The organism is Exiguobacterium sp. s59 (genome assembly GCF_018617475.1).
In the GTDB taxonomy this organism is placed as follows: domain Bacteria; phylum Bacillota; class Bacilli; order Exiguobacteriales; family Exiguobacteriaceae; genus Exiguobacterium; species Exiguobacterium aestuarii.
In genome coordinates this window covers 242251-265408 of sequence record NZ_JACSKG010000003.1, presented here as the reverse complement: position 1 = coordinate 265408, position 23158 = coordinate 242251, and the positions used below count along the sequence as shown (strand labels likewise).

Below are 23158 nucleotides of genomic sequence, written 5' to 3'. Positions count from 1 at the left end.
TCCGTATCTTGTAGATAAAGGACTGAATGTGTATGGCCAAGAAGAAAGATTCGAACGCACTCGCCCAAAACCGCAAGGCGTCCTTCGATTACGCGATCGAGGATACGATTGAGGCGGGCATGGTGCTCACAGGGACGGAGATCAAGTCGGTCCGTCAATCGAAGATCAACATCGCGGATGCGTACGTCCGATTCGACGGGGGCGAGGCGACGCTTCACAACTGTCATATCAGCCCGTTCGACCAGGGGAACCGCTTCAACCATGAACCACTCCGCGTCCGAAAGCTATTGTTGCATAAGAAGCAAATCAATCAGCTCATCGGGGCGTCAGGGCGTGACGGCTACACGATCATCCCGCTCAAAGTGTATATCAAGAACGGGTTTGCCAAGTGCCTGCTCGGCGTCGGAAAAGGGAAGAAGAAGTACGACAAACGTGAGGACTTGAAGAAGAAAGACGCGAAACGTGACGTCGACCGTGCAATGCGCGATCGGCAAAAATACTGACAACGAATCCTGATTGTGGTATATTAAATATAGTACCAATTACCACCCCGGGGACGTTATGGATTCGACGGGGGTAGGTCGGTCGTATGTGGCGTGTCGAGGGGTCGGCCTCGTTAAAACGCAAACGCCTATAACTGGCAAAACTAACACACAACTCGCAGCAGCCTAAGTGCCCTGCGGATCCTGACATCCATCGCTTGTGTGGATGACTTTCAGGGTCTCAAACTAAGCAAGCTACGCTTCAACCTCGCCGTCTGAGGGCGCGAAGAAGAGATGAAACAGACTGGATGCGACAACGCCTGTTTATCGGCAGTGTCACATCGAGATTCAATAGATAAACTACACACGTAGAAGCATACGTTACGATGCCTTCGGACGCGGGTTCGACTCCCGCCGTCTCCATTTTGAAGCAGTCTGTAACGACTGCGATCAATGATTTTCATGAAGACCTTCTAATTTCATTGAGATTAGAGGGTCTTTGCTTTTGATTGAAGCCATAAAGAAAGGAAGGTGAAGAACATGGGAAAATATCAATTGGACACGAGAAGCAAAGTAGCTGCGGCGAAGTATCAGGACGGGAAAAAGCCGACTGTCTCGAACAAAAAGGAACGATTGAACAAGCTTCGTGAAGCGTATTTGCAGAAGCAAAAAGACAAAAAAGAGTCTAGTGAATGATTAGACAGCTTAGCTGACTTCATGTGTTTTGTTTTAAGAAGTCAAAATGAAAGAAGAGGGTTATCCGTGCATATTTTATGCGTGAGTGGCTCTCTTCTTATTTTTTATATGTGAATTATTCAAAAATATGTAAATTTAAACTTTATATCTAAATGTGATTTTCTATTCCAGAAACAATATAGAAATAATACTTAACGTTCTAATTGATATAGTATACGTAACATATTATTCTTATACAATTTTTGTTATTTTGAAGTTATAATAGTTGGTAGAGGTGATGTGATATGAGTCAAATAATTCAATTTCCATATATATCAAAAGTGATAATTAAAAATTTCAGGAATTTTTTAAATGAAGAAATAACTTTAAATTCTAAGCAAGTTGTAATCGGCGAGAATAATGTGGGTAAAACTAACTTCATAAAAGCACTTCAATTAATATTAGATCCTACTTTTTCAGATGCTGATCGAGAATTGGAAGAATCAGATTTTAACGATTCTATTGAAAGTCCCTACGAAAATCAAGAAAAGATAGAAATTTCTATAGAAGTTCAAGGGTTTGAAAATCATACACCTTTAGTTGCAGCTTTTTGTGATGGTAGTGTTAGTAAAAATCCTCCTACAATAAAAATCACTTATGAGTTTGCGTCAGTTGACGGAGAATATGGCCATAGAATATTTTTAGGAGGAAATAAGGATATACCTTTTACTCATGTTCATCGGAAATTACTAAACATTAAGGTTATTAATGGATTAAGAGATGCCAATAGTGATTTGAAAAACTCTAAAAAATCTCCTTTTAATAAACTTCTAGACATGTATGAATTAGATAATGATTTATTAAGTGACATTGCCTTAGAAATGAAAGAAAAAGGTGATGAAATTTTAAAATTAGATGAGATTGTGGATTTAAATGAAAAAATCAATACCAGCTTAATGAAAATTGTTGGGGAACATGTTCCCTATTCTAAAATTAAATTAGAGACCATTGATGTAAATCCAAATAGAGTATTAAATACTTTAAAGTTAATGGTTGGACTCAATAGGCAACGTCAAGTCTCTGAGACTAGTTTAGGTGTGACAAACATTTTATATATTGCATTAGTGCTTTTGTCAATTGAAGATCGTACAATACCAACTTTAATTAGAGCAGGAGACTTTGAAAAACTTAAAGATTCTGACTCATTAAACTTACTAGATAATTTTTACGAACCGATATCAGATAAGTATTATAAACTTAATTCGGAATTAGAAGAAACGCCTGAACTTTATAAATTTTTGAGTGAATATTTCAACCTTAGTAAAAGTCATACAATTTTAGTCATTGAAGAACCAGAAGCACATTTACATCCGATATTACAACGCTCTATATATAGAGAAGTTATGTCTAAAAATAATTCAATAATATTAACCACACATTCTTCGGACATAGTATCAGTATCTCCTGTAAAATCTATTGTTCATCTACGAGCTAATAAGTTTGGTACTAAAATATCTTCGAGTGCTGAGTTACATGTCTCGGGAAAAGAACTATCTGACATCGAAAGATATTTAGATGTTAAAAGAAGTGAAATATTTTTTGGTAAAGGTGTTATTTTAGTAGAGGGAATTGCTGAAGAGTATTTAATTCCTATACTAGCTAGAGAATGCGGTATAAACTTAGATTTTTACGGAATAGTATGTTGCAATATTAATTCAACTAACTTTAAGCCATATATTTCTTTATTAAACGCACTAAATATTCCATATATAATATTTACTGATGGTGACTATTATTTTGTTAATGCTAAAGGGGAAAAACAATATCACGTTTTGGCTAATGATGAACATGACGATTTTGGGTATCTAGGATTTGAATTAGCTATGAATACTTTAAATGAATTAGGTACTATAAGTGATCAAGATGTTTTGGATGCAGAGCAATTAAGAGAATATGGCTATTATTTTAGTGATTACACATTAGAAGTGGATTTAATGATGTTAAGTAAGGACAATAGCGAATTAGAAAGTAAAATTAATGAAACATTTTCTGACCTTACAAAAGGTGGTAGTCAACAAAAAGCAAACTTCTTGGCCAAATTAAAAGATGGTGACTACTATTATTGTTTAAAAAGGATTGAAGATAGTGCAAATAAAGTTGGAAAAGGTAGATTTGCACAGAGGTTATCTACCTATCAAGGATTGGAAGTCCCTAACTATATAAAAACGGGTTTGAGTGACTTATTAGAACTCATTGAGGGTGAAGAAAGTTGAAGAAATTTGATGAAGTTCTAGAAATCATCTCAAAAGATCTACAACAGTTTAATGCGTATAAAAGTAACAATTCGCTTATAATCAAAGCTGGTCCCGGAAGTGGTAAAACCACTGTACTTTCTATGAAATTGGCTAGGTTAATTAAAGAGAAAATAAAATCTCCTAGAAAAGTAGCATGTATTACATTTAGTAATGAAGCCACTAACAATTTGGAGAAGAAAGTAAAGTCCATACTAGAATTAAAAAATAATAATTATTATATCAGTACTATACATTCTTTTTGTTTAGCACAAATTATAAAGCCATTTTCAAAATTATGTGATAATGGAATTGATGAAGAGTTCACAATATTAACAGATGATGAAAAAGAACAAATAGTGAAAACTATAAAAGACAATTTGAATATTTGTGATACCCAGGTCAGTTTGATAGAAATGGATAAAGAACGAAATTTGTCAATTGATGGATTAAGTCAAATAGAAGTTGAGAGCTACGATTTGGCTAAGAGAGTTGCTATTGCATATGAAGAGTATTTGACTAAACATAATTTGTTAGATTTTATTTCAATAGTGAAACATTCTACTTATATGATTCAAAATGAATCATATATCCGTAAATGCTTAGAAGCTCGTTTTCCTTATATTTTGATTGATGAATATCAAGATTTGGGTAGACCTCTTCATGAAATGGTACTATGTTTATCTAAGCTTACAAGTATAAAAATAGTAGCTGTTGGAGATTCGGATCAATCTATCTATGGTTTCAATGGTGCTATTCCAGAATTCTTTGATGAATTAGAAAGAGAAAGCTCTTTTGAGGTTATTGAGTTAATTAATAATTACAGAAGTGATCAAAAAATTGTTGATGCTTCATCCAAAATTTTAAATTTGCAAAAAGGATACTTATCAAAAGCCAACATTAAAAAGAATTCTGAAATAAATTTAGTAAGATGTAAGCAGGATGTTGATGAGCAACTAAACTATATAGTAGACACTCTAATACCAGATTCTCTAAGAAAAGGCACCCCATTAAATGAAATAGCAATCTTACTTCCTAGTAATTATAGGATAAATGAAATGATAAATTATCTAGAAGCTAAAGATATTCCATATTATATATCTAAGAAGGAGTACCCAAGAACAGAATTTATTATTTGGCTAGAAAACTGTGCTGGATGGTTATTAGAATCCCGTAAAGTGCTTTTTGGAGAGATATTCGATCAGTGGATAGTCATCAGAGGTCTCCGTGCATCCAATTCTGAAGAAATTATTCGGGAAAAAACTAAGCTATACAGGGTTTTAACAGATTCTTTAGGGAAATCTAGCAATTTGTACGAATGGCTTCGATATTTAAATTTAAAACTAAATTTTAATAAATCCTTAGCTTTATCCGTTCGCTTTAAAGAAAATATCCAAAGCCTAAATTTACTAGTTAATTCTGCTGAAAATGGAAAGAGTAAAACGATGGATGTGAAGGAATTTTCAACTTCAGGTATTCAAGGAAATAAAGTGGCTTTACTTACTAGACATAGCTCTAAAGGATTAGAATTTGAAGTGGTTATAATTCCATTTGTAGAAGATGGAAGTCTACCTTTTTATAGAAATTTTGATAACCCTAAAAAAATGACAGAAGAGAAGCGAGTTCTTTTTGTTTGTATTTCAAGATCGAAAAGTACATGTTATTTGTTAATGTCAAAAAAGTTAAATGGTTATAGTAAAAACCTATCCAGATTTTTAAGAGATTTTGAATTTGATCAAATCATAGATTTTTAATTTAGTAATGGTTACTTTCTTAATTTTCAAAAAGTACTCTTTTTGTTTTTTGCATATTTATGATTTTTTATTAATAATAACGAACAGAGAAACAAACTAGGCTATTAAAAATTCGATAGTGAATTTCTTACTCTAAGGGGGAATCGTACATTTTTATAATCATCTGATTTAAGGCCAGGCAACCATTGATTTCGACAGTAGTTTAAAAAGTAAATGAGTGAAAATATCAAGTTCCACTTGACCTCCACAGACGTCTACAATTGAACGAACAGAATCTCCATACGCAGACTGATTTATCTTTTCGAAAAGACGGGTACATTACCTCTATGTGAAAACGAAGGGGAGTGAGCTTTATGCGGAAAACGATTGTCATTGCGGGAGCGAGCGGCTATATCGGCTCGAACGTGATGGAGCAGTTGAAAGAAGAGTACGACATCATCGCGTTGTCACGATCGACGAAAAATAAAGAAGATGAAGCTCATATTACATGGCGTGCCTGTGATTTATTTTCATATGAGGCAACCAAAGAAGCATGTGAGGGCGCGGATTATGCGATGTTCCTCGTCCACTCGATGATTCCGGACGGCGGCTTGACACAGGCGACGTTCGAGGACATGGATGCGCTCATCGCCGATAACTTCGCTCGGGCGACGAAGGCGAACGATATCGAGCAAATCGTCTATTTGAGCGGCATCATTCCGAAACAAGAGAAGACATTGTCGCGTCACCTGAAGAGTCGACTCGAGGTCGAACGTATCCTCGGCGGACAAGGGGTGCCGGTGACGACGATTCGGGCAGGACTCATCATCGGTCCGGAAGGTTCATCGTTCCCGATTTTAGCGAAGCTCGTCAAACGTTTGCCGTCGATGATATTGCCAAGGTGGACGAAGACGGAGACGCATCCGATTGATATCCGTGAAGCCGTTCAGGCGCTCATTTCGGTCGTTGGTGCGGAGTCGCTCTACGACCGTCATATCGACATCGGGGGTCCCGAAGTGATGACGTATCGGAAGATGATCGAGCAGACGGCGGAGGTCATGGACAAGCGTCGCGTCTTGATCGACTTCCCATTCCCGACAATCAAACTGTCGCGGTTGTGGGTCATGGCGGTCACGGGTGAACCGAAGGCGACCGTCTATCCGCTCGTTGAGAGCATGGGTCATGCGATGGTCGCAGAAGATACGGTCGAAGGCATCGGACAAGGTGAGATTCCGTTCAAACAGGCGGTCGAACATGCACTTGAAGAAGAGGAAAAACAATCCTCGGGCGGTAAGAAGAAAAAGCAGCCGAAGTCGTATACTGTCCGCTCGATTCAGCGGTTCGGTCTGCCGGAAGAAAAGTCGGCGCTTTGGATGGCGGACACGTACTTTGAATGGCTCGGTCGTTTCATGTATCCGCTTATCCAGACGACAAAAGAAGACGATGATTGGGAGATCGCGCTTCTCGATCCGTCATTCGTCGCGCTTCATCTATCGCTTGAACAGGAAGCGACAGACGATATGGCATCCTTTGCGATTGATGGGGGCAAGTTTGTCAAATTGAGTGAAGAGGATCAGACGGGACGTCTCGAGTTCAGACGCTTACCAGAATCGGATGAAGGACTCGTCGCCATCCATGAGTTCGTGCCGGCCCTCCCATGGTGGTTCTATACGAAGACACAGGCGAAAGCCCATCTCGTCGTCATGTGGCTGTTCGGTCGTCACGTGAAGTTGTTGGCGAAAGACACGGAAGACGGTGATCAAGTCGTAGAGGCTCCGACTAATTGAAGGGAGACGCATCGAAAGGTGCGTCTTTTTTAATTCCAATTTTCGGAAGTACGGTACAATCAATGTAACCTCGTCAAAAGTAGAAAGTGTACATTAGGACAAAATACATATATTTGAATCAAACACTTGAGGTTGAAAACAGAGGGGTGATTAGATTAATGATTCAACAAACGAATAATGAAAAACGACTCAAGGTGTTTAGGCATGCAGGGGTCACTGATCCGAACTTTCTAGGTGAGGGTGCATGGCATGAGGCGTGGAAAGTAGTAAAAGACGGTTACGAACGGGTTCTCCGGATTCCGAAAGAAGTGGCGTATGGAAAGCGAGTGACGTTCGATTACAATGCCTTGACGGCAGAGTACGCGGCTACGAAGCTATACTATCAGTCCGTCAATCAAGCGGTTCCCGGAGCAGCGCCTGATTTTTACGAATTCTATGTGTCTCCTGACTTTACATATACATTAGAGTCGTTCGGGGGCGAACCGCTTTCGTTACATACCATGACGATAGAGCAAGCTATCGATATCGGCGTCCAAGTAGGAGCGATTTATCGAAGAACAGATCAAATTGAACATGGTGTCGAAGGACTCGGGTATTTGATCTGGACGGAAGAAAAGAAGTTGCACGGTAGTTTGAGCGGTGACCTGCATACGTTTGTCCGTGAAGAAGGTGACGAACACTTGGCAGATTACAAAGTGTTGTGTGAAGCGTATCCCGAAATTCAAGACGATGTGGTGGAACATATGCTTCAAGTGGCGACAGAATCGCGAAACGAACGGGTTTCTGTCCTAAGTCTCGTTAACCAAGATGCTTCTCCCGAAAATATTTTATTGAAAGGGGATTGTGTCTGTTTGATCGATCCGTACCCGATCGTCTATGCACCGCGAGGCATGGCAGGGAACTTCATGAATTTATATGAGAGCTATTTTGTCGCACTGTCACAAACGGAGCGCTATCGGAAGCATCGGTTTGATGTATATGAAGACCAGTTGAAAGGCATAGCAACAGGGTTTCTCAAAGGCTATAGTGGCGGAGATAAGTCCGTCATTCGTGAAGTACGAGGAGAACAGCTGCTGCAATTACTCGAGACGGTGTATCTCCATCACCAGTTGTTACGTCAAGAAGAATTGGCGCGAGAGGATATCATTCGTTACGGAGACAAGCCGGCCATCACCACCCGGTTATTCGAGTTGAGTCATTCGCTTAAACAGTTTGCTAGGACATGTTTGGTCGAACGATGATCTCTGTGCCCCAATCATAGACATGGTGCTTGTTTTGTACATTCTGTTAATGTTTTTCTCAACCCGTTTACAAGCCCTCTTTACAGGCGTACACTAAACTCGCTTTTGAACTGATTGGAAAGAAGGAATGTATGATGCAAGACTCACTCTCCACACGTGAGATGTGGCAAAAGGACATCTCGGCCGGGATCACGGTCGGTGTCGTCGCGATCCCGCTCGCCATGGCATTCGCCATCGCCTCTGGGGTCCCACCGGTATACGGGCTCTACACGTCCATCTTCGCTGGGATCCTCGTCAGCCTGTTCGGAGGTTCGACGTTCCAAATCGCCGGACCGACGGGGGCGTTCATCCCGATCGTCTCGGGTGTCGTTCTCGCATACGGGTATGAAGGGTTACTCGTCACGACCGTCCTCGCCGGTGTGTTACTGCTCCTCATGAGCGTACTCCGGGTCGGACGACTCATCCGCTTCATGCCCCGTGCCGTCACGATCGGTTTCACGGCAGGGATCGCCGTCGTCATCTTCGTCGACCAGCTCGATGAGTTGTTCGGGGTCACGTTTGAGAAGGCGCCACATTTTCACGAGAATCTGCTTCGTCTCGGTCAGGCGTTGCCTGACGCATCGATGTGGCCGATTGTCATTGCCGGGATCGGTTTTTTGACGCTTTGGCTCGTACCGAAGCTGCCGTTCCGTTTACCGCTTTTACTCATGGCGATGCTCGTCCCGACGTTCGTCAGTCTCCTCATCCCGGGTGAGGTCGCGACAATCGGAAGTGCCTACGGCGGCATCCCAAGTGGACTGCCAACAGTCAACTGGCTCGCGATCGACGTTGACCTGATCACAACGCTCCTTCCATCCGCATTCGCCATCGCCTTCCTCGGTGCGCTCGAGTCACTTCTTTCGGGAACGGTCGCCGATGGGATGGCGGGAACAAAGATGAAGCCGGACAAGGAACTGTTCGGTCAAGGGCTCGCGAACGTGATCACGCCGTTCTTCGGTGGAATCCCCTCGACGGGTGCCATCGCTCGGACGGCGACGAACATCCAGGCGGGTGCGGTCAGCCGACGTGCCGGTGTCATCCACGGCATTACCGTACTCGTTGCGGTAATCGTTCTCGCACCGTTCGCGAGTTACGTGCCGCTCGCTGCACTCGCCCCGATTTTGATGCGGGTCGCCTGGAACATGTCCGAGCGTCATCACGTGATGGCGATGTTACGTCATCGTTCATCCGAGTCGCTCGTCCTCCTCGTGACGCTACTGTTGACGGTATTCGTCGACTTGGTCGTCGCCGTCGAGGTCGGTGTCATCTGTGCGCTCGCGCTCTTCGCGAAGCGGATGGCAGACACGATTGACGTACGTGAACGGACGGAACGCTACGTCACAAGAGACGGGCAGATCGTCTTCAGTGTCGAAGGACCACTCTTTTTCGGTGCGGTCGAGCTGTTCGAGCACGTCCTCCATCACATTCATCGGGAGCCGAACGTGTTCATCTTCAACTTTCACCGCTGCCCGGTCATCGACGTGACCGCGGTCGAGGAGTTGCGGCGTGTCGTCACCGAGCTGAAAGCGGCCGACCGGCACGTAATCTTCGCGCACTTGTCACCATCGGTCCGTGCGACGCTTGCTCACTATGGGCTACTCGATGGAATTGAGACGTTTGAGACAACCCAGGAAGCGATCGAGGCGTCTTAACGAACGGACAAGATGTCGCCGAACGGGACACGGCGCACTTCGCCATCGAACAGTTCGACTTCGCGCTCGGCGTAATAGATGGCATGGACGTAACCGCGCATGCTTTTTGTCAGGCCGTCCACGAATAGTGTCACTTCGACCTGGTCGCCTTCACGGATGGCGCGTTCGAGCTCGGTCTGCCACAGATAGAGGAGTTGTTCGTCCAAATCGGGCAGCTCGATCTTTTGGATTTGGGCATAATAACGTTTCAGTAGGGCGACGTGCTCGGGCATGAGAAATGGGATCCATTTCAATTCACCCCGGTCACGATAGCGGGTCTTGCTCATGAGGAATCGCCTCCTTGTTTATGTCCGCCAATTAAACGTTGGCGCGTCCGGAGCGGACTGTCTTTTAGTAGGCTCGACGCCGGTCGGATTGTACCGCGACCGAACCGGACGTTCAAACCATCAATCAAATCGAGGAAGTCGAGCCGTTTCGCCTTCGCCCATTCGTCTTCGAAGAATGACAATTGGACATGATCGCTCCGTGGCTCGAGTTTGCCGAGGGCGACCGAGACGTAGCGGACGGCCTCTGTCTCTTCCCAGCCGTCTAAAAATAGCTGCAACAAGATTGGGAGAAACTCTTGCTCGTCCGCTGTGAAGCGGGGGAGCTTCTTTTGTTTACTGAACCCACCCCGGTCACTCGTCCGCGTATAGCGCACCCCGAGATGAATCATCCCTCCGACGAGTCCCGCTTGCCGGGTCCGCATCCCGACCTCGACTGCGATCGCCTGTAAGACGAGCCGGATTGAGGAATACGTTGCATAATCTTTCATGAGCGTGATTCCGTGTCCAATCGACTTCGGTCGCGTCCGTTTCGCACCGAACAAGGAACTCGCCGGCAAGATGGTCGGCGACTCATCGATGCCCCAAGCGTGATGCCAGAGTTCGGCGCCGATGACGCCGAATTTTTCATGCAACACGTCGAGCGGATAACGGGAGAGGTCACCAATCGTGAAGATGCCGAGCCGCTGCAGGTGGACCGCCATCTTCGTCCCGACGCCCCACATCTTTTCGATCGGGGCCGGATGAATCAGTCGCTCGACGTCGTGGAGGAGACACGTGGCGACCCCTTTCTTTTTCGCATGCAAGTCGAGGACGAGCTTGGCGAGGACGTTGTTCGGTCCGATGCCGATCGTCACGGGGATACCCGTATAGCGAAAAATCGTCGCACGCATGAGGTGGGCGACGTGCTCGTCACTTCCGAACAGCCGCTCCGTCCCGGTCATGTCGACGAGCGTCTCGTCAATCGAATAGACGCGAATCGCTTCGGGTGGGGCGAACTGATGGAGGATGTGGATGATTTGAATCGAGACGTTCAAATAATGACTCATTCGCGCCTCAGCGTACAAAACGTCCCGCCGTTCGTGCCACGGAAGGCGGTCGATCTGAAAACGACGCGACCCGGTCTTGATACCGAGCTGCTTCATCTTCGGGGTCGCCGCGAGGACGAGTGCCCCGCTGTCCTGTAGATTCGAGAGGACGACGAGCTTCGTATGGTAAGGATTTTTGTTGCGCGCGGCACACTCGCAACTGGCATAGAACGAGACGCTGTCGATACAAAAGATTCGTCTGCGCATCGTCACCACTCCTTTTTACGAACAAATGTTCTGTTTTTCTCATCGTAACACGGTCTCACGCCGTCTCAAATAGTGAATTGAAAATATTTTTACAAATACTTTTTGAAAATTAACCAAAATTTATAGGTTTTTAAGAATTCAAAAACCAACTTTTAGGAAGTTTTCGTAAAAAAATCTCCGAATTCGTCCGAATTTCGTTATAATAGACGAGTATGTAACAGATGAATTGACAGAAAGATGGAGGCTATTAGTGTGATCCAATTTGTAAAACAATTAACGAATGATCAAAGCCGGCGTTTGAAAGCGTACGAACGACGGGTCGCGCGAATCAACGAATTAGAGACAACGATGCAAGCACTCTCGGATGACGAGATGCGTACATATACGGAGACGCTCAAAGCGCGTCTTTTGGATGGAAAGACAGTCGATGATATCGCCGAAGAAGGGTTCGCCCTCGTCCGGGAAGCATCGGTCCGTGTGCTCGGCATGCGCCATTACGATGTCCAGCTCATCGGCGGGTTCGCCCTTCTCGAAGGGAACATCTCGGAGATGCCGACAGGAGAAGGGAAGACGCTCGTCGCCGCTTTACCGAGTTATGTCAAGGCACTCGAAGGAAAAGGGGTCCACGTCATCACCGTGAACGATTACTTGGCGAGACGTGACGCCGAACAGATTGGCAAAATCCATGACTTCCTCGGGTTGACGGTAGGGTTGAACGTGCCAGATATTGAGCCAGACGAGAAGCGCGCCGCTTATCAGGCAGACATCACGTACGGGGTCGGGACCGAGTTCGGGTTTGACTATTTACGTGACCACCTCGTCGGGAAACCGGAAGAGCGCGTCCAGCGCCCGTTCCATTTCGCCCTCGTCGACGAAGTGGACAGCATCTTGATCGATGAGGCGAAAACGCCGCTCATCATCGCACAAAAGGACCGTTCACATATCCGCTTGAAACAACTCTCGCAACAAGTCATCTCGAGCTTTGAGGATACGGACTATGAAGTCGATTTGGAATCGAAAGCGGCCTCGTTCACAGAAGCCGGGATCACTAAAATCGAAGAGTTGTTCGCCATCGACAACTTGTTCAGCGCGTCGCACCAGGTGCTCTATCACTATCTCGTCCAGGCGCTCCGTGCGAACGTATTGTTCGAGCTCGACGTCGACTATATCGTCCGTGACGACAAGATTGAACTGATCGACTTGTTCACGGGACGCATCATGGAAGGACGTAGCCTCTCGGAAGGATTGCATCAGGCGCTTGAGGCGAAAGAAGGTGTCACAATCACCGAGGAGAACAAGACGACGGCGGAAATCACGATTCAGCACTACTTCCGCATGTATCCGCTCGTCGGCGGGATGACGGGGACGGCACAGACGTCACGTCAAGAGTTCTTGAAGACGTATAACATGGACGTCGTGCAAGTGCCGACGAACCGTGAACGGAAACGGATCGACCATCCGGACCGCATCTTCATGACGATCGAGCAGAAGTATGCGGCCGTGACGGAAAAAGTCGACGAGTTGCATGCGATGGGACGTCCGGTCTTGATCGGGACGACATCGATCGCGCAATCTGAGGCGATCAGTAAACATTTGAAGAAGAAACGGATCAAGCATGACGTCTTGAATGCGAAGACGGTCGCACAAGAAGCCGATATCATCGCCGACGCCGGACAGTTCGGGAAAGTGACGATTGCGACGAACATGGCAGGGCGGGGAACGGACATCATGCTCGATGCGAAGTCGAAAGCGGCAGGTGGACTATTCGTCGTTGGGACGGAGCGTCATGAGTCGCAGCGTGTCGACAACCAGCTTCGTGGACGTTCGGGACGCCAAGGTGACCCGGGGGAGACCGAGTTCTTCGTCTCGCTCGAAGATGAGATTGTGAAACGATATGCCGCACAAAAACTAGAACGCATCGAGAAGAAACTGAAGCCAAACGCGACAGGTGAGGTCTCGTCAAAAGAAGCGATCGATGTGGTGGAATACGCCCAGACGACGATTGAAGGAATCGGCGTATCGATCCGCGACTACTTATTCAAGCTCGATGACGTCTTGAACGAACAGCGGAACATCATCTATACGATTCGCGACCAGGCCGTCAATGCCGATGCGGATGCCATCACGAAAAACGTGCTCAGCATGATGCGTCTCGCCCTCGAGAACAGTATCGACATGCATGTGTCAGACGAACTCGTTCCGGAAGAGTGGCCAGTCGCCGAACTAAAAGAAGATTTGCGTTATTTGACGATGCAAGAGCCGACTTGGTCGAATGACATCGCGGATACGTATGAGTTGAAAGAAGCGTTGAAGGATTGGATGGAAGAGATCATCCAAAAAACAGAAGCGCGCCTTACGCGAGAAGACGTCGTCTTATTCACGAAAGAGTCGCTCCTTCGCGCCCTTGATACGAAATGGACGGATCATTTGACGATGATGAGCGGATTGAAAGAAGGAATCGGTCTACGGAGCTATGCCCAAGAAGATCCAAGTCGTCTCTTCAGCAAAGAAGGGTTGGACATCTTCGAACAGACGTATGTCAACATCGCCCGTGACGTGACGGTAGAACTATGCCAGCTCGACCTGTACTTCGTCGAGACGGCAGAGGAGGAAGTGTAATGTTAGGATTTCGTAAGCGAAAACAAATCGAGACAGGCAAAACGGAAGAAGGGCGTCAGTTGACGCTCGTCTTCGACGATGAGATGGGGATCCCGAAAGAAGATGAGTACGTCTTCCGTTATCATGCGAAACGGCTCCCGGCCCTACTCGACAACCAGCTCTCAATTGAACTATTGAGCGCCGAGTCGCTCGGTCAGGACTTGTCGATTGTTGCGTTGTTCCGCAACACGCTCCCGAGTTCGTTCGAGATCAACGAACTCCCGGTCTTGTTGCTCGACGCGAACAACATGCCGCTCGGACGAAAAGTGTTGGAACGTTCGGCGCTCCCGAACTTCGAGCCGTGGACGAGTAAGCCTGTTTACCTCGATTTTCTTCAGGATGAACTATTTGGCGAGATCGATACGTCCGCACCACTTCGTCTCGTCTTCCAAATGAACCCGATCGACGCGATCCAAGCCATCTCACGCGAGGCGATGGAACAGTTCTCGGCAGAAGCGTGGCAACAAGTGATGCGCACGAACGTTGCGACACCACCGGTCGCGGAAGACGAGTTCAACATGATGCTCGTCGCCGTCGAGCAAGAAGAGACACGTGTCACGACGACACTCCTTCTCCGAAACGGCTATGCTCACGACTTGAACGTCGAACAACTCCCACTTGAACTCATGAGTGGAGAAGAAGTTGTCGGTCTCACGACAATCCGTCTCGAGAACCCGGTCCACAGCAAACATGCGTACCCGATTTCCGTCACATTCGAGAATGTGGAAGGGAACGGCCCGTTCACCGTACGGATTAAACGCTCATAAGACAAAAGACCTAATTTCTGTAAAGGAAATTGGGTCTTTTTTATACAAAATTTTAATAGAAGGTCAACGAGGCTGGTGTTATATTGAGTATGGTTAGAAACTTATCAACCAGACAAAGGGGACAATCAAATGAAAAGTGCATGGAAATGGTCGATCGCGACCGCGCTCGTGTTACCAACCGTTTTACCGCTACAGGCACCAAACGTTTTGGCAGAGGTCGACGAGGATATCGTCAAGCTCCGTTTCTTAGAGACGACAGACTTACATACGAACATCACGAACTATGACTACTTCCAAGACAAGGTCGACAACACGATCGGGTTGACGAAAGTCGCGACACTCATCAATGAACATCGTACAGCCGCTGGGGAATCGAACACGTTCTTGTTCGATAACGGCGATACGATTCAAGGGACACCGTTTGGCGACTACGTCCGTGAGCTTCAAGCTGGGAAAAATGAAGCGTTCGAACATCCGATGTATAAGGCGATGGCAGCACTCAACTATGACGCTGTCACACTCGGGAACCACGAGTTCAACTTCGGTCTCGAATTCTTGTACAACGCGATGGAAGGATCGAAAGGGAAGCTCCGTTTCGTCAACTCGAACGTCAAAGACTTAGAAGGCAACCCGATCGTCTCGAAGTTCAACGTGGATGGACAAGAGGTCCAAATCATCGAACGGACGGTCACAGACTTGGACGGGGAAACACATACAATCAAAGTCGGTGTGTTCGGGGTCGTTCCGCCGAAAATCATGTCATGGGATTCAGGGAACCTGCAAGGTCGTGTGACGGCAGAAGATATCATCCCGTCGGCACGTGAATCGGTTCAAAAATTGAAAGACCAAGGAGCAGACGTCGTCGTCGCGCTCGCGCACTCAGGCATCGGCGATAGTGCAGCACTCGCGGACGAACAACTCGACAGCGAAGAAAACGTCGGGTATGCGCTCACGAAGATTGACGGGCTCGACATGGTCATGACGGGACACCAGCACGGTCGATTCCCGGATGCGAAAGGCATGTTCGCCTCGTTCCCGAACGTCGATATGACAAAAGGGACGATCAACGGGAAACCGGTCGTCATGGCGAACAACCAAGGGAAAGACCTCGGCGTCATCGATTTTGAACTCGAACTCGTCGAGGGCAAATGGCAGATTCTTGACGCATCAGCTGCGCTCGACACGGTGACGACTGATACAGCGGTCGACCCGACGATCCAAGCGTTGATTGAAGACGACCACTTGGCGACAATCGACTACATCAACCAACCGGTCGGACAGATTCAAGACGATATTCAGAGCTACTTCGCACTCGTCCGTGATGATGCATCGGTCCAGTTCGTGACGAACGCACAGAAATGGTACGTCGAGAAAGAACTCGAGACGAACCCAGAACTTTCACCGTACAAAGGTTTGCCACTCTTGTCGGCAGGGGCACCGTTCAAAGCGGGCGGTCGTGAATTGACGGACGCGAGCTATTACACGAACATCCCGAAAGGTCAAATCGCCTTGAAGAACGTGGCGGACCTCTATGTCTATCCGAACACGCTCGAAGTCGTCAAAGTGACAGGGAAAGACGTCATGGACTGGCTCGAGATGTCAGCGGGGGCATATGACCAAATCGAGGCGGACGGCGAAAATCTCCTCAACCTCCAGTTCCGTAGCTATAACTTCGACGTCCTCGACGGCTTGATGTATGAGATTGACGTCACAGGACCGGCAAAGTTCGATGTCGGCGGGAAGCTCGTCAACGAGAACGCCAACCGCGTGAAGAACGTCGAGTATAACGGTCAACCGATCACGATGGACCAAGAGTTCTTGGTCGCGACGAACAACTATCGTGCAGGGTCGTCTTCATTCCCGGGTCTCGGTGGAGGGAAGAACATCGTCTATCGCTCAGCGTATGAGACACGTAACGTCATCTCGGACTATATCGTGTCGAGTGGCAGTAACTTGGACTATAAAGCCGACAACAACTGGAAGATTGTCGCGGACGCGAAACGTTCTGTGACATTTGAGACAGCAGATGCCGGCAAGCAGTACTTGAACCTTTACGAAGGCATCGAAGCGACAGACGCGACACGTGCGGACGCAGCGGGGCGTCTCTTCCGGACGTATACGCTCGGTCTTGAGCCGACAGCACCAGAGTTCGTGTTAAACCTCACAGTGGATACGATCAAACCGGGTGCGAAACGCGTGACGGGAATGACGGCTCCTGGAGCAGACGTGACGCTTCGCGACGGCAATCGCATCTTGGCTGAGACGGTCGCGAACGAGAACGGAGAATACGTACTGTCTGTCAAACCGCTCAAACTTCGCCAAACAGTAGAAGTCGTCAGTGAAAAAGATGGTCAGACGAAGTCAGAAATGGAAGTCGTTGGTGCCGGCCACGTCGGTGAACCTGCGCTTCGTTAATTGGAAATGAGCTTCCTGAATGGGGGCTCATTTTTTGTGGCGAAAATGTGAATGAAAACCCTTACATTCTATGGATTCTTCTTGTATAATCAATCATGTAATCGGTTACATGACACGTGTAAACCGAAGAGCTGACGGAGATCAGCTACATATGGACGGAAAAGGGGACTGACAGATGATTACATTCTTTGTCGCACTCGCACTACTTTTGGTCGGGTATTTGGTATATGGTCGTTACGTCGAGAAGACGTTCGGCATTAAGGAAGAGCGGACGACGCCTGCTTATGCTTCTCAGGACGGCATCGACTATGTGCCGATGGGAAAAAAACGGAACTCGATGATCCAGCTGCTCAACATCGCCGGTGTCGGACCAATCTTTGGACCGATCATGGGGGCGCTCTACGGACCGGTCGCATTTCTTTGGATCGTCTTCGGGTCGATTTTTGCCGGGGCGGTACACGACTATTTGACAGGAATGATTTCCCTTCGGAATAACGGGGCACACTTGCCACAACTTGCGGAGAAGTTCCTCGGACGCTCGCTCCGTCATATCGTCAACGGATTCGCACTTTTACTTCTCTTACTCGTCGGAACGGTGTTCGTCACGTCTCCGAGTAACATGATCAACAACTTATTTGACGGAAACGCAACGACGCTCATGTTCGTCATTTTCGCTGTGTTCGCCTACTATATCTTGGCGACGCTTCTCCCAGTCGATAAAATCATCGGTCGGATTTACCCGTTCTTCGGGGCACTTCTTGTCGTCAGTGCGATCGGGATTGCGGTCAGCTTGTTCGCACAAGGCTACCAAATTCCAGAGATGACATTGACGAACATGCACCCGGACGGCTTACCGATCTGGCCGCTCCTTTTCTTCACAATCTCATGTGGGGCGCTCTCTGGCTTCCACGCGACACAGTCGCCGATCATCTCGCGGACGACGATGAAAGAGAGCAATGGTCGTGAAATCTTCTACGGTATGATGATCGCGGAAGCGGTCATCGCGATGATTTGGGCTGGGGCTGCAATGGCCATCTTCGAGCCAGGTGAATTGCTCGGACTCATCAACTCAGGGACGCCGGCACTCGTCGTTCAAGAAGTGGCGACACTCATGCTCGGTAGCATCGGCGGCACGCTCGCGATTCTCGGTGTCATCGTCTTACCAATCACATCAGGCGACACGGCATTCCGTAGCGCCCGTATGATCATCGCGGACTACTTGTCGATTGCGCAGAAGAAATTCTCGTCACGCCTCTGGATCGCACTTCCACTCTTCGCGATCTCGTACGTGCTCACGAACATGGACTTCCAGATGCTTTGGCAATACTTCAACTGGGCGAACCAGACGACGGCGGTCATCGCACTGTTCGTCGGGGCGATGTACCTCTACATTAAAGGACGTAACCACTATATCGCGCTTCTTCCGGGGACGTTCATGTTGTATGCGGTCTGGTTCTACATTTTGACGGCACCGATTGGCTTCAAGCTTGACGGAGTCCTTCCTTATGTCATTTCAACACTCGGGACATTGACGCTTCTCGTCTTGTTCCACAAACGGGCACGCGCGATGCGGGCTGCACAAATGGAATGTGACATTCCGGTGAAAGAAGTCGCATAATCTCGACACGGGCTAATCGGTAGCCCGTGTTTTTGATTGCGTTCAAATCGGGAAATGTCCATACTAGAGGGAACAGTTATGGAAGGTGGGAGCATATGAAACAAGAACAACTCAAAGAGATGCTCCATGCCGATACGCTCGGGGAAGAGATTGCGAGCGCGATCACGCACGGCTTAGGAGTCATCTTCAGCATCGTCGCCCTCGTCTTGCTCGTCATGAGCGCGACAGAAAGTGGGAGCACATGGAACGTCACGGCGGTAAGTGTGTTCGGGGCATCGATGATTTTACTCTATCTTTTCTCGACACTCATGCACGCCATCCCGCATCCACGGGCGAAGCGGGTGCTGCAAGTGTTCGACCACGCAGGGATTTACTTACTCATCGCCGGAAGTTATACACCGTTCGCCCTCGTGACGCTTCACGGGACGCTCGGCTGGACGTTGTTCGGGATCGTGTGGGGAGTGGCGATTCTCGGAATCATCTGGAAACTATTTTCGACCGGGAAGTACATGTGGGTGTCAAACGTGACATACCTCGCACTCGGCTGGATCTGCATCATTGCCATCCGTCCGCTCTATGAATCACTCGGGCATCAAGGGTTCATGCTTCTCCTCGCCGGAGGGATTGCTTATTCGGTCGGCATTGTGTTTTATGTGTGGCAAAAACTGCCGTTCAATCATGCGATTTGGCACTTGTTCGTCTTAGCGGGAAGTGTGTTCATCTTCCTCAGTATTCTGCTCTATGTCGCACCTTCGACAAGCCTATAAGACAGCCGTCCTACGGGGCGTCTGTCTTTTTTGAAAAGTTGGGAAGAAAGTGCTGAAAACGGTTACAAAAATACAGACGAATTGACGTTTGTGTGTCATAATAATTTCAGACATCATCATAGAGATAGATGGGTGTAAAAGTAAGGGGGAAAATCAGATGGAAAAAGTGTTGCGCGATGGATTTATCTACATGTCACAAAACAAAACACTCAATAGTTTGGCGAAGAAATATGGTTTACGATTTGGTGCATCACGCTTTGTAGCAGGAGAAGACTTTAAGGCGTCCGTTCCAACGATTCGCGAACTCAACGCGAAAGGGTTGTCGGTCACGGTCGATCATCTCGGGGAATTTATCAAGACGGTCGAAGAAGCGAATACGAATCGCGACGAGATCATTCGTGCGATTGAAATTATGGCAGAAGAACAATTAGATGCATATATGTCACTCAAGTTGACGTCACTCGGCTTCGACATTTCGGACGAATTGATTGAAGACAACATGCGTCAAATTTTGACGGTCGCACAAAGAGTCGGGGTCTTTGTGGCCATCGATATGGAAGACGAGCAGCGTTGTGAGAAGACGCTCGAATTGTTCAAGAAGCTGAAGACTGAATTTGACGGTCTCGGAACGGTCATCCAGTCGTATTTGTATCGTTCGGAAGATGACATCAATCACCTCGCACCGCTTAAGCCGAACCTCCGAATCGTCAAAGGGGCATACAAAGAGCCAGCGACGGTCGCATTCCCTGAAAAAGAGGACGTCGACCATAACTATGTGAAGCTCGTCAAGCTCCATCTTGCGAACGGAAACTACGCATCCATCGCGACACACGATGACCATATGATTGACGCTGTCATCGAGCACGTCAAAGAGAACAACATTCCACTCGACCAGTTCGAGTTCCAGATGCTATACGGTATCCGCGTCGAGCGTCAACTCGAACTCGTGCGCCAAGGATACAAAGTCCGCGTCTACGTGCCATACGGCCGTGACTGGTACGGTTACTTCATGCGCCGCCTCGCGGAGCGCCCGGCAAACGTGGCGTTCGTGTTAAAAGGAATGGTCAAGAAATGAGAAAAGCACGAACGTCCGTCAAAGGATGTTCGTGCTTTTTTGATGTACGGATGACGTCGATTCGTTCCGCTTTCTATATAGCGGAGGGGCTACGATTTCTTGTTCTCGTCCTCCTTAACCGAAGTCATACATTTGGTGAGGTAGACAAATATTTTTCGAGTGTCCGATTGATTTCAAGCTGTTCAGCTTCACTAATTCCTTGTTTTGCTTTTGGGATGATCAGTGCCTCATCTTCTTCATAATACAAGAAGCGATATGTCTCGTCTTCGTTCACTTTTTTGATGGATTCCCAAGGAACTTGAGTCGTTCGATGAATGTTTGTACTAACAGAATGGACTTCGACGTGAGTCTCATAAAATTGAAGAGTGGTTTCTTTTGGCCAAGTCTGACTCTTTTGCAGGAAACGACGATTTAGTCGCAACATATATGGTGCGTACAAATCATTTAAAAGTGGCGTCAGCAAGAGCGCGAACAAGAATCCGACGATGACGGCAATAAATACATGTGATGCGGTCGACTCGGGTCGGTACGGGAAAAAGAGTGTCCCTACATACCCAATGGCAATCAGAATGGCGCGCATATATTTCATCCATGCTTTACGTCTTCGTTCATGTTCTGCAGTGTGATGGATCAATTCTCTTTGAAAAGATATGGCATCTTCTACTGTCATTTGATACGTGAACGTCAATTCGTTCACTCCTTTCAAACTTATTTGTCGGTCAGTATATTGATCTGATTAGTTTTTGATATGTAGATGGTTTTGTAACCAGCGATTGATGTCAGTTTGGTCGATTTCACTGATTCCGTGATTCCGCTTTGGGATGATAAACACTTCATTTGTTTGGAAATATAAATAGCGGTTTGTTTCATCTTCACTCATGTTTTGGATCGCTTCCCATGCCACGTGTATGCGTTTGGTTACGTTATGGTGGGTTGAATGAAATTCAATACCGCTTTCACTCAAGTGTAAGGTGACTTTTCTTGGCCACTTCGTCTTCGTTTTTATAATTGACCGAGTTTGTCGGAGAACGATTTTTTGATAGAGTTTCGTGATGAATGGTAAAAGCAACAACCCGATGATCAAACTTCCGACAAGTGGATATAACGCATTTTGTTGAGGAAGTACATTAACTAATAATACAATCCCATAAAAAATGGCGAGTATTTCTGCGACAACAGTAAAGGCAATGCGTCCTTTTTTATGCATTGTTAATTGGTGAAGGGAATTTTTTTGAAGAGCGAAAAAATCATGTTCCGTCAAATGATACTGAGTGGTCAATACGTTTCCTCCATTCTATAAAAAGTGGTAATCTCTTCCTTAATTAAAACATAGGTAGGATTGATAAGAAAACGAAAGGGATTAACAAAAAAAGACCCAGCCATCGCTGAGTCTCACCTATTATCCATTAATCACTGTCCCACCGTTGACATGAATGACTTGACCGCTGACGTATGTCGAGTCATCGCTTGCGAGATAGACGTATGCTGGTGCGAGTTCGGCCGGTTGCCCCGGTCGTTTCATACCGGAAGAGTCACCGAACGATTTGACCTTTTCCGCGTCGAACGTCGACGGGATGAGCGGTGTCCAAATCGGTCCTGGTGCGACCCCGTTGACGCGAATTTTTTTATCCGCCAAGTTTTTGGCGAGCGAGCGGGTGAACGCGGTGATCGCGCCTTTCGTCGACGCATAGTCAATGAGCTGATCGTTTCCTTCATATGCCGTGATCGAGGTTGTATTGATGATGCTGGCTCCTTCTTTTAAATAAGGGAGCGCGGCTTTCGTTAAGTAGAACATGCTGAAGATGTTCGTGCGGAACGTCTTCTCGAGTTGTTCGTCCGAGATGTCGAGGAGTGATTCCTGCGGATGCTGCTCGGCGGCATTGTTGACGAGGATGTCGATATGACCGAACGTCTCGAGCGTTTCTTCGACGATTCGTTGGCAGAAAGAAGATTCCCCGAGGTCTCCTTGAAGCAAGAGGCAGGCTTGCCCCAAGTCTTCAATCCGTTCTTTCGTCGCTTCCGCGTCCTCGAGCTCGTTTTGATCTTTATAGACGATGACCGAGTTCGCGCCTTCATGGGCGAAAAAGATAGCGACCGATTTTCCAATCCCGGAATCCCCACCGGTGATGATTGCCACCTTGTCTTTTAACTTGTCACTTCCTTTATAGTCCTCTCGTTCATAGATTGGGAAAGGCTCCATCTTCGAATCGATTCCCGGTTGATGGGCCTGTTCTTGGGCGTTCTTTTTGAACGATTCAAAATCCTCTCGGCTGCCGGCGGTGTTTAAACGATTATCGCGCATGTATACATTCCCCTTTCTAAATTTGACTCTTTTTGTCT

At 47.1% G+C, this 23158-nt stretch carries 18 protein-coding genes and 1 other RNA gene; 14 read left to right on the top strand and 5 right to left on the bottom strand.

The window, feature by feature from the left end:
• Positions 1 to 32 precede the first annotated feature (32 nt).
• From smpB to KNO91_RS07235, 8 genes are all read left to right on the top strand, one after another.
• Complete coding sequence (smpB, locus tag KNO91_RS07270; protein WP_214693541.1) at positions 33 to 503, top strand: SsrA-binding protein SmpB; 471 nt, start codon at positions 33 to 35, stop codon at positions 501 to 503.
• Positions 504 to 552: 49 nt separating this feature from the next.
• Positions 553 to 908: a transfer-messenger RNA gene (gene ssrA, locus KNO91_RS07265) on the top strand.
• Positions 909 to 1022: 114 nt separating this feature from the next.
• The gene (locus KNO91_RS07260) at positions 1023 to 1178 is read left to right on the top strand and encodes an alcohol dehydrogenase (protein ID WP_214817239.1); all 156 of its coding nucleotides are present in this window, start codon (positions 1023 to 1025) and stop codon (positions 1176 to 1178) included.
• Between the two features lie 284 nt (positions 1179 to 1462).
• The gene (locus KNO91_RS07255) at positions 1463 to 3430 is read left to right on the top strand and encodes an ATP-dependent nuclease (RefSeq protein WP_214817238.1); all 1968 of its coding nucleotides are present in this window, start codon (positions 1463 to 1465) and stop codon (positions 3428 to 3430) included.
• Positions 3427 to 5202 (top strand): ATP-dependent helicase, encoded by a 1776-nt coding sequence (locus tag KNO91_RS07250; protein ID WP_214817235.1) that lies wholly within the window; start codon positions 3427 to 3429, stop codon positions 5200 to 5202. The genes KNO91_RS07255 and KNO91_RS07250 overlap by 4 nt, the downstream gene beginning before the upstream one ends.
• A gap of 353 nt (positions 5203 to 5555) precedes the next feature.
• On the top strand, positions 5556 to 6968 hold the full coding sequence (locus tag KNO91_RS07245) for an NAD-dependent epimerase/dehydratase family protein (RefSeq protein ID WP_214817233.1): 1413 nt from the start codon (positions 5556 to 5558) through the stop codon (positions 6966 to 6968).
• Between the two features lie 158 nt (positions 6969 to 7126).
• A complete protein-coding gene (locus tag KNO91_RS07240; protein WP_251126573.1) occupies positions 7127 to 8209 on the top strand; it encodes a hypothetical protein in 1083 nt (360 codons plus the stop codon).
• A 134-nt stretch (positions 8210 to 8343) separates the two neighbouring features.
• A complete protein-coding gene (locus tag KNO91_RS07235; protein ID WP_251126572.1) occupies positions 8344 to 9900 on the top strand; it encodes a SulP family inorganic anion transporter in 1557 nt (518 codons plus the stop codon).
• On the opposite strand, the gene KNO91_RS07230 is transcribed toward KNO91_RS07235, so the two are convergent.
• Together KNO91_RS07230 and KNO91_RS07225 are read right to left on the bottom strand one after the other, a co-directional pair.
• Positions 9897 to 10226: a YolD-like family protein gene (locus KNO91_RS07230; RefSeq protein ID WP_214746123.1), complete on the bottom strand. Its 330-nt coding sequence runs from the start codon at positions 10224 to 10226 to the stop codon at positions 9897 to 9899. The genes KNO91_RS07235 and KNO91_RS07230 overlap by 4 nt on opposite strands.
• Positions 10223 to 11518: a Y-family DNA polymerase gene (locus KNO91_RS07225; RefSeq protein WP_214817229.1), complete on the bottom strand. Its 1296-nt coding sequence runs from the start codon at positions 11516 to 11518 to the stop codon at positions 10223 to 10225. Before KNO91_RS07225 ends, KNO91_RS07230 begins: the two co-directional genes overlap by 4 nt.
• Positions 11519 to 11770: 252 nt before the next feature.
• On the opposite strand from KNO91_RS07225, the gene secA2 reads away from it, so the two are divergent.
• From secA2 to KNO91_RS07195, 6 genes are all read left to right on the top strand, one after another.
• Positions 11771 to 14137, top strand: a complete 2367-nt coding sequence (gene secA2, locus KNO91_RS07220; RefSeq protein ID WP_214795497.1) for an accessory Sec system translocase SecA2 — start codon at positions 11771 to 11773, stop codon at positions 14135 to 14137.
• A complete protein-coding gene (locus tag KNO91_RS07215) occupies positions 14137 to 14943 on the top strand; it encodes an SLAP domain-containing protein (RefSeq protein WP_214817227.1) in 807 nt (268 codons plus the stop codon). The genes secA2 and KNO91_RS07215 overlap by 1 nt, the downstream gene beginning before the upstream one ends.
• 129 nt (positions 14944 to 15072) lie before the next feature.
• A complete protein-coding gene (locus KNO91_RS07210; RefSeq protein ID WP_251126570.1) occupies positions 15073 to 17358 on the top strand; it encodes a bifunctional 2',3'-cyclic-nucleotide 2'-phosphodiesterase/3'-nucleotidase in 2286 nt (761 codons plus the stop codon).
• A 175-nt stretch (positions 17359 to 17533) separates the two neighbouring features.
• Positions 17534 to 18976: a carbon starvation CstA family protein gene (locus KNO91_RS07205; RefSeq protein WP_214817225.1), complete on the top strand. Its 1443-nt coding sequence runs from the start codon at positions 17534 to 17536 to the stop codon at positions 18974 to 18976.
• A 95-nt stretch (positions 18977 to 19071) separates the two neighbouring features.
• Positions 19072 to 19743 carry a PAQR family membrane homeostasis protein TrhA gene (gene trhA, locus KNO91_RS07200; RefSeq protein WP_074033553.1) on the top strand — a complete coding sequence of 224 codons (672 nt, stop codon included), beginning with the start codon at positions 19072 to 19074 and terminating at the stop codon, positions 19741 to 19743.
• A gap of 157 nt (positions 19744 to 19900) precedes the next feature.
• Positions 19901 to 20818 carry a proline dehydrogenase family protein gene (locus KNO91_RS07195; RefSeq protein ID WP_214817223.1) on the top strand — a complete coding sequence of 306 codons (918 nt, stop codon included), beginning with the start codon at positions 19901 to 19903 and terminating at the stop codon, positions 20816 to 20818.
• Between the two features lie 124 nt (positions 20819 to 20942).
• Here the strand turns inward: KNO91_RS07195 and KNO91_RS07190 are convergent, their stop codons facing one another.
• The 3 genes from KNO91_RS07190 to KNO91_RS07180 all read right to left on the bottom strand — a co-directional run bounded on the left by KNO91_RS07190 (position 20943) and on the right by KNO91_RS07180 (position 23120).
• Positions 20943 to 21488 (bottom strand): YcxB family protein, encoded by a 546-nt coding sequence (locus KNO91_RS07190; protein ID WP_214817220.1) that lies wholly within the window; start codon positions 21486 to 21488, stop codon positions 20943 to 20945.
• Positions 21489 to 21554: 66 nt separating this feature from the next.
• Complete coding sequence (locus tag KNO91_RS07185; protein WP_214817217.1) at positions 21555 to 22079, bottom strand: YcxB family protein; 525 nt, start codon at positions 22077 to 22079, stop codon at positions 21555 to 21557.
• 138 nt (positions 22080 to 22217) lie between these two features.
• Positions 22218 to 23120 carry an SDR family oxidoreductase gene (locus KNO91_RS07180; protein WP_214795509.1) on the bottom strand — a complete coding sequence of 301 codons (903 nt, stop codon included), beginning with the start codon at positions 23118 to 23120 and terminating at the stop codon, positions 22218 to 22220.
• Positions 23121 to 23158: the final 38 nt, after the last annotated feature.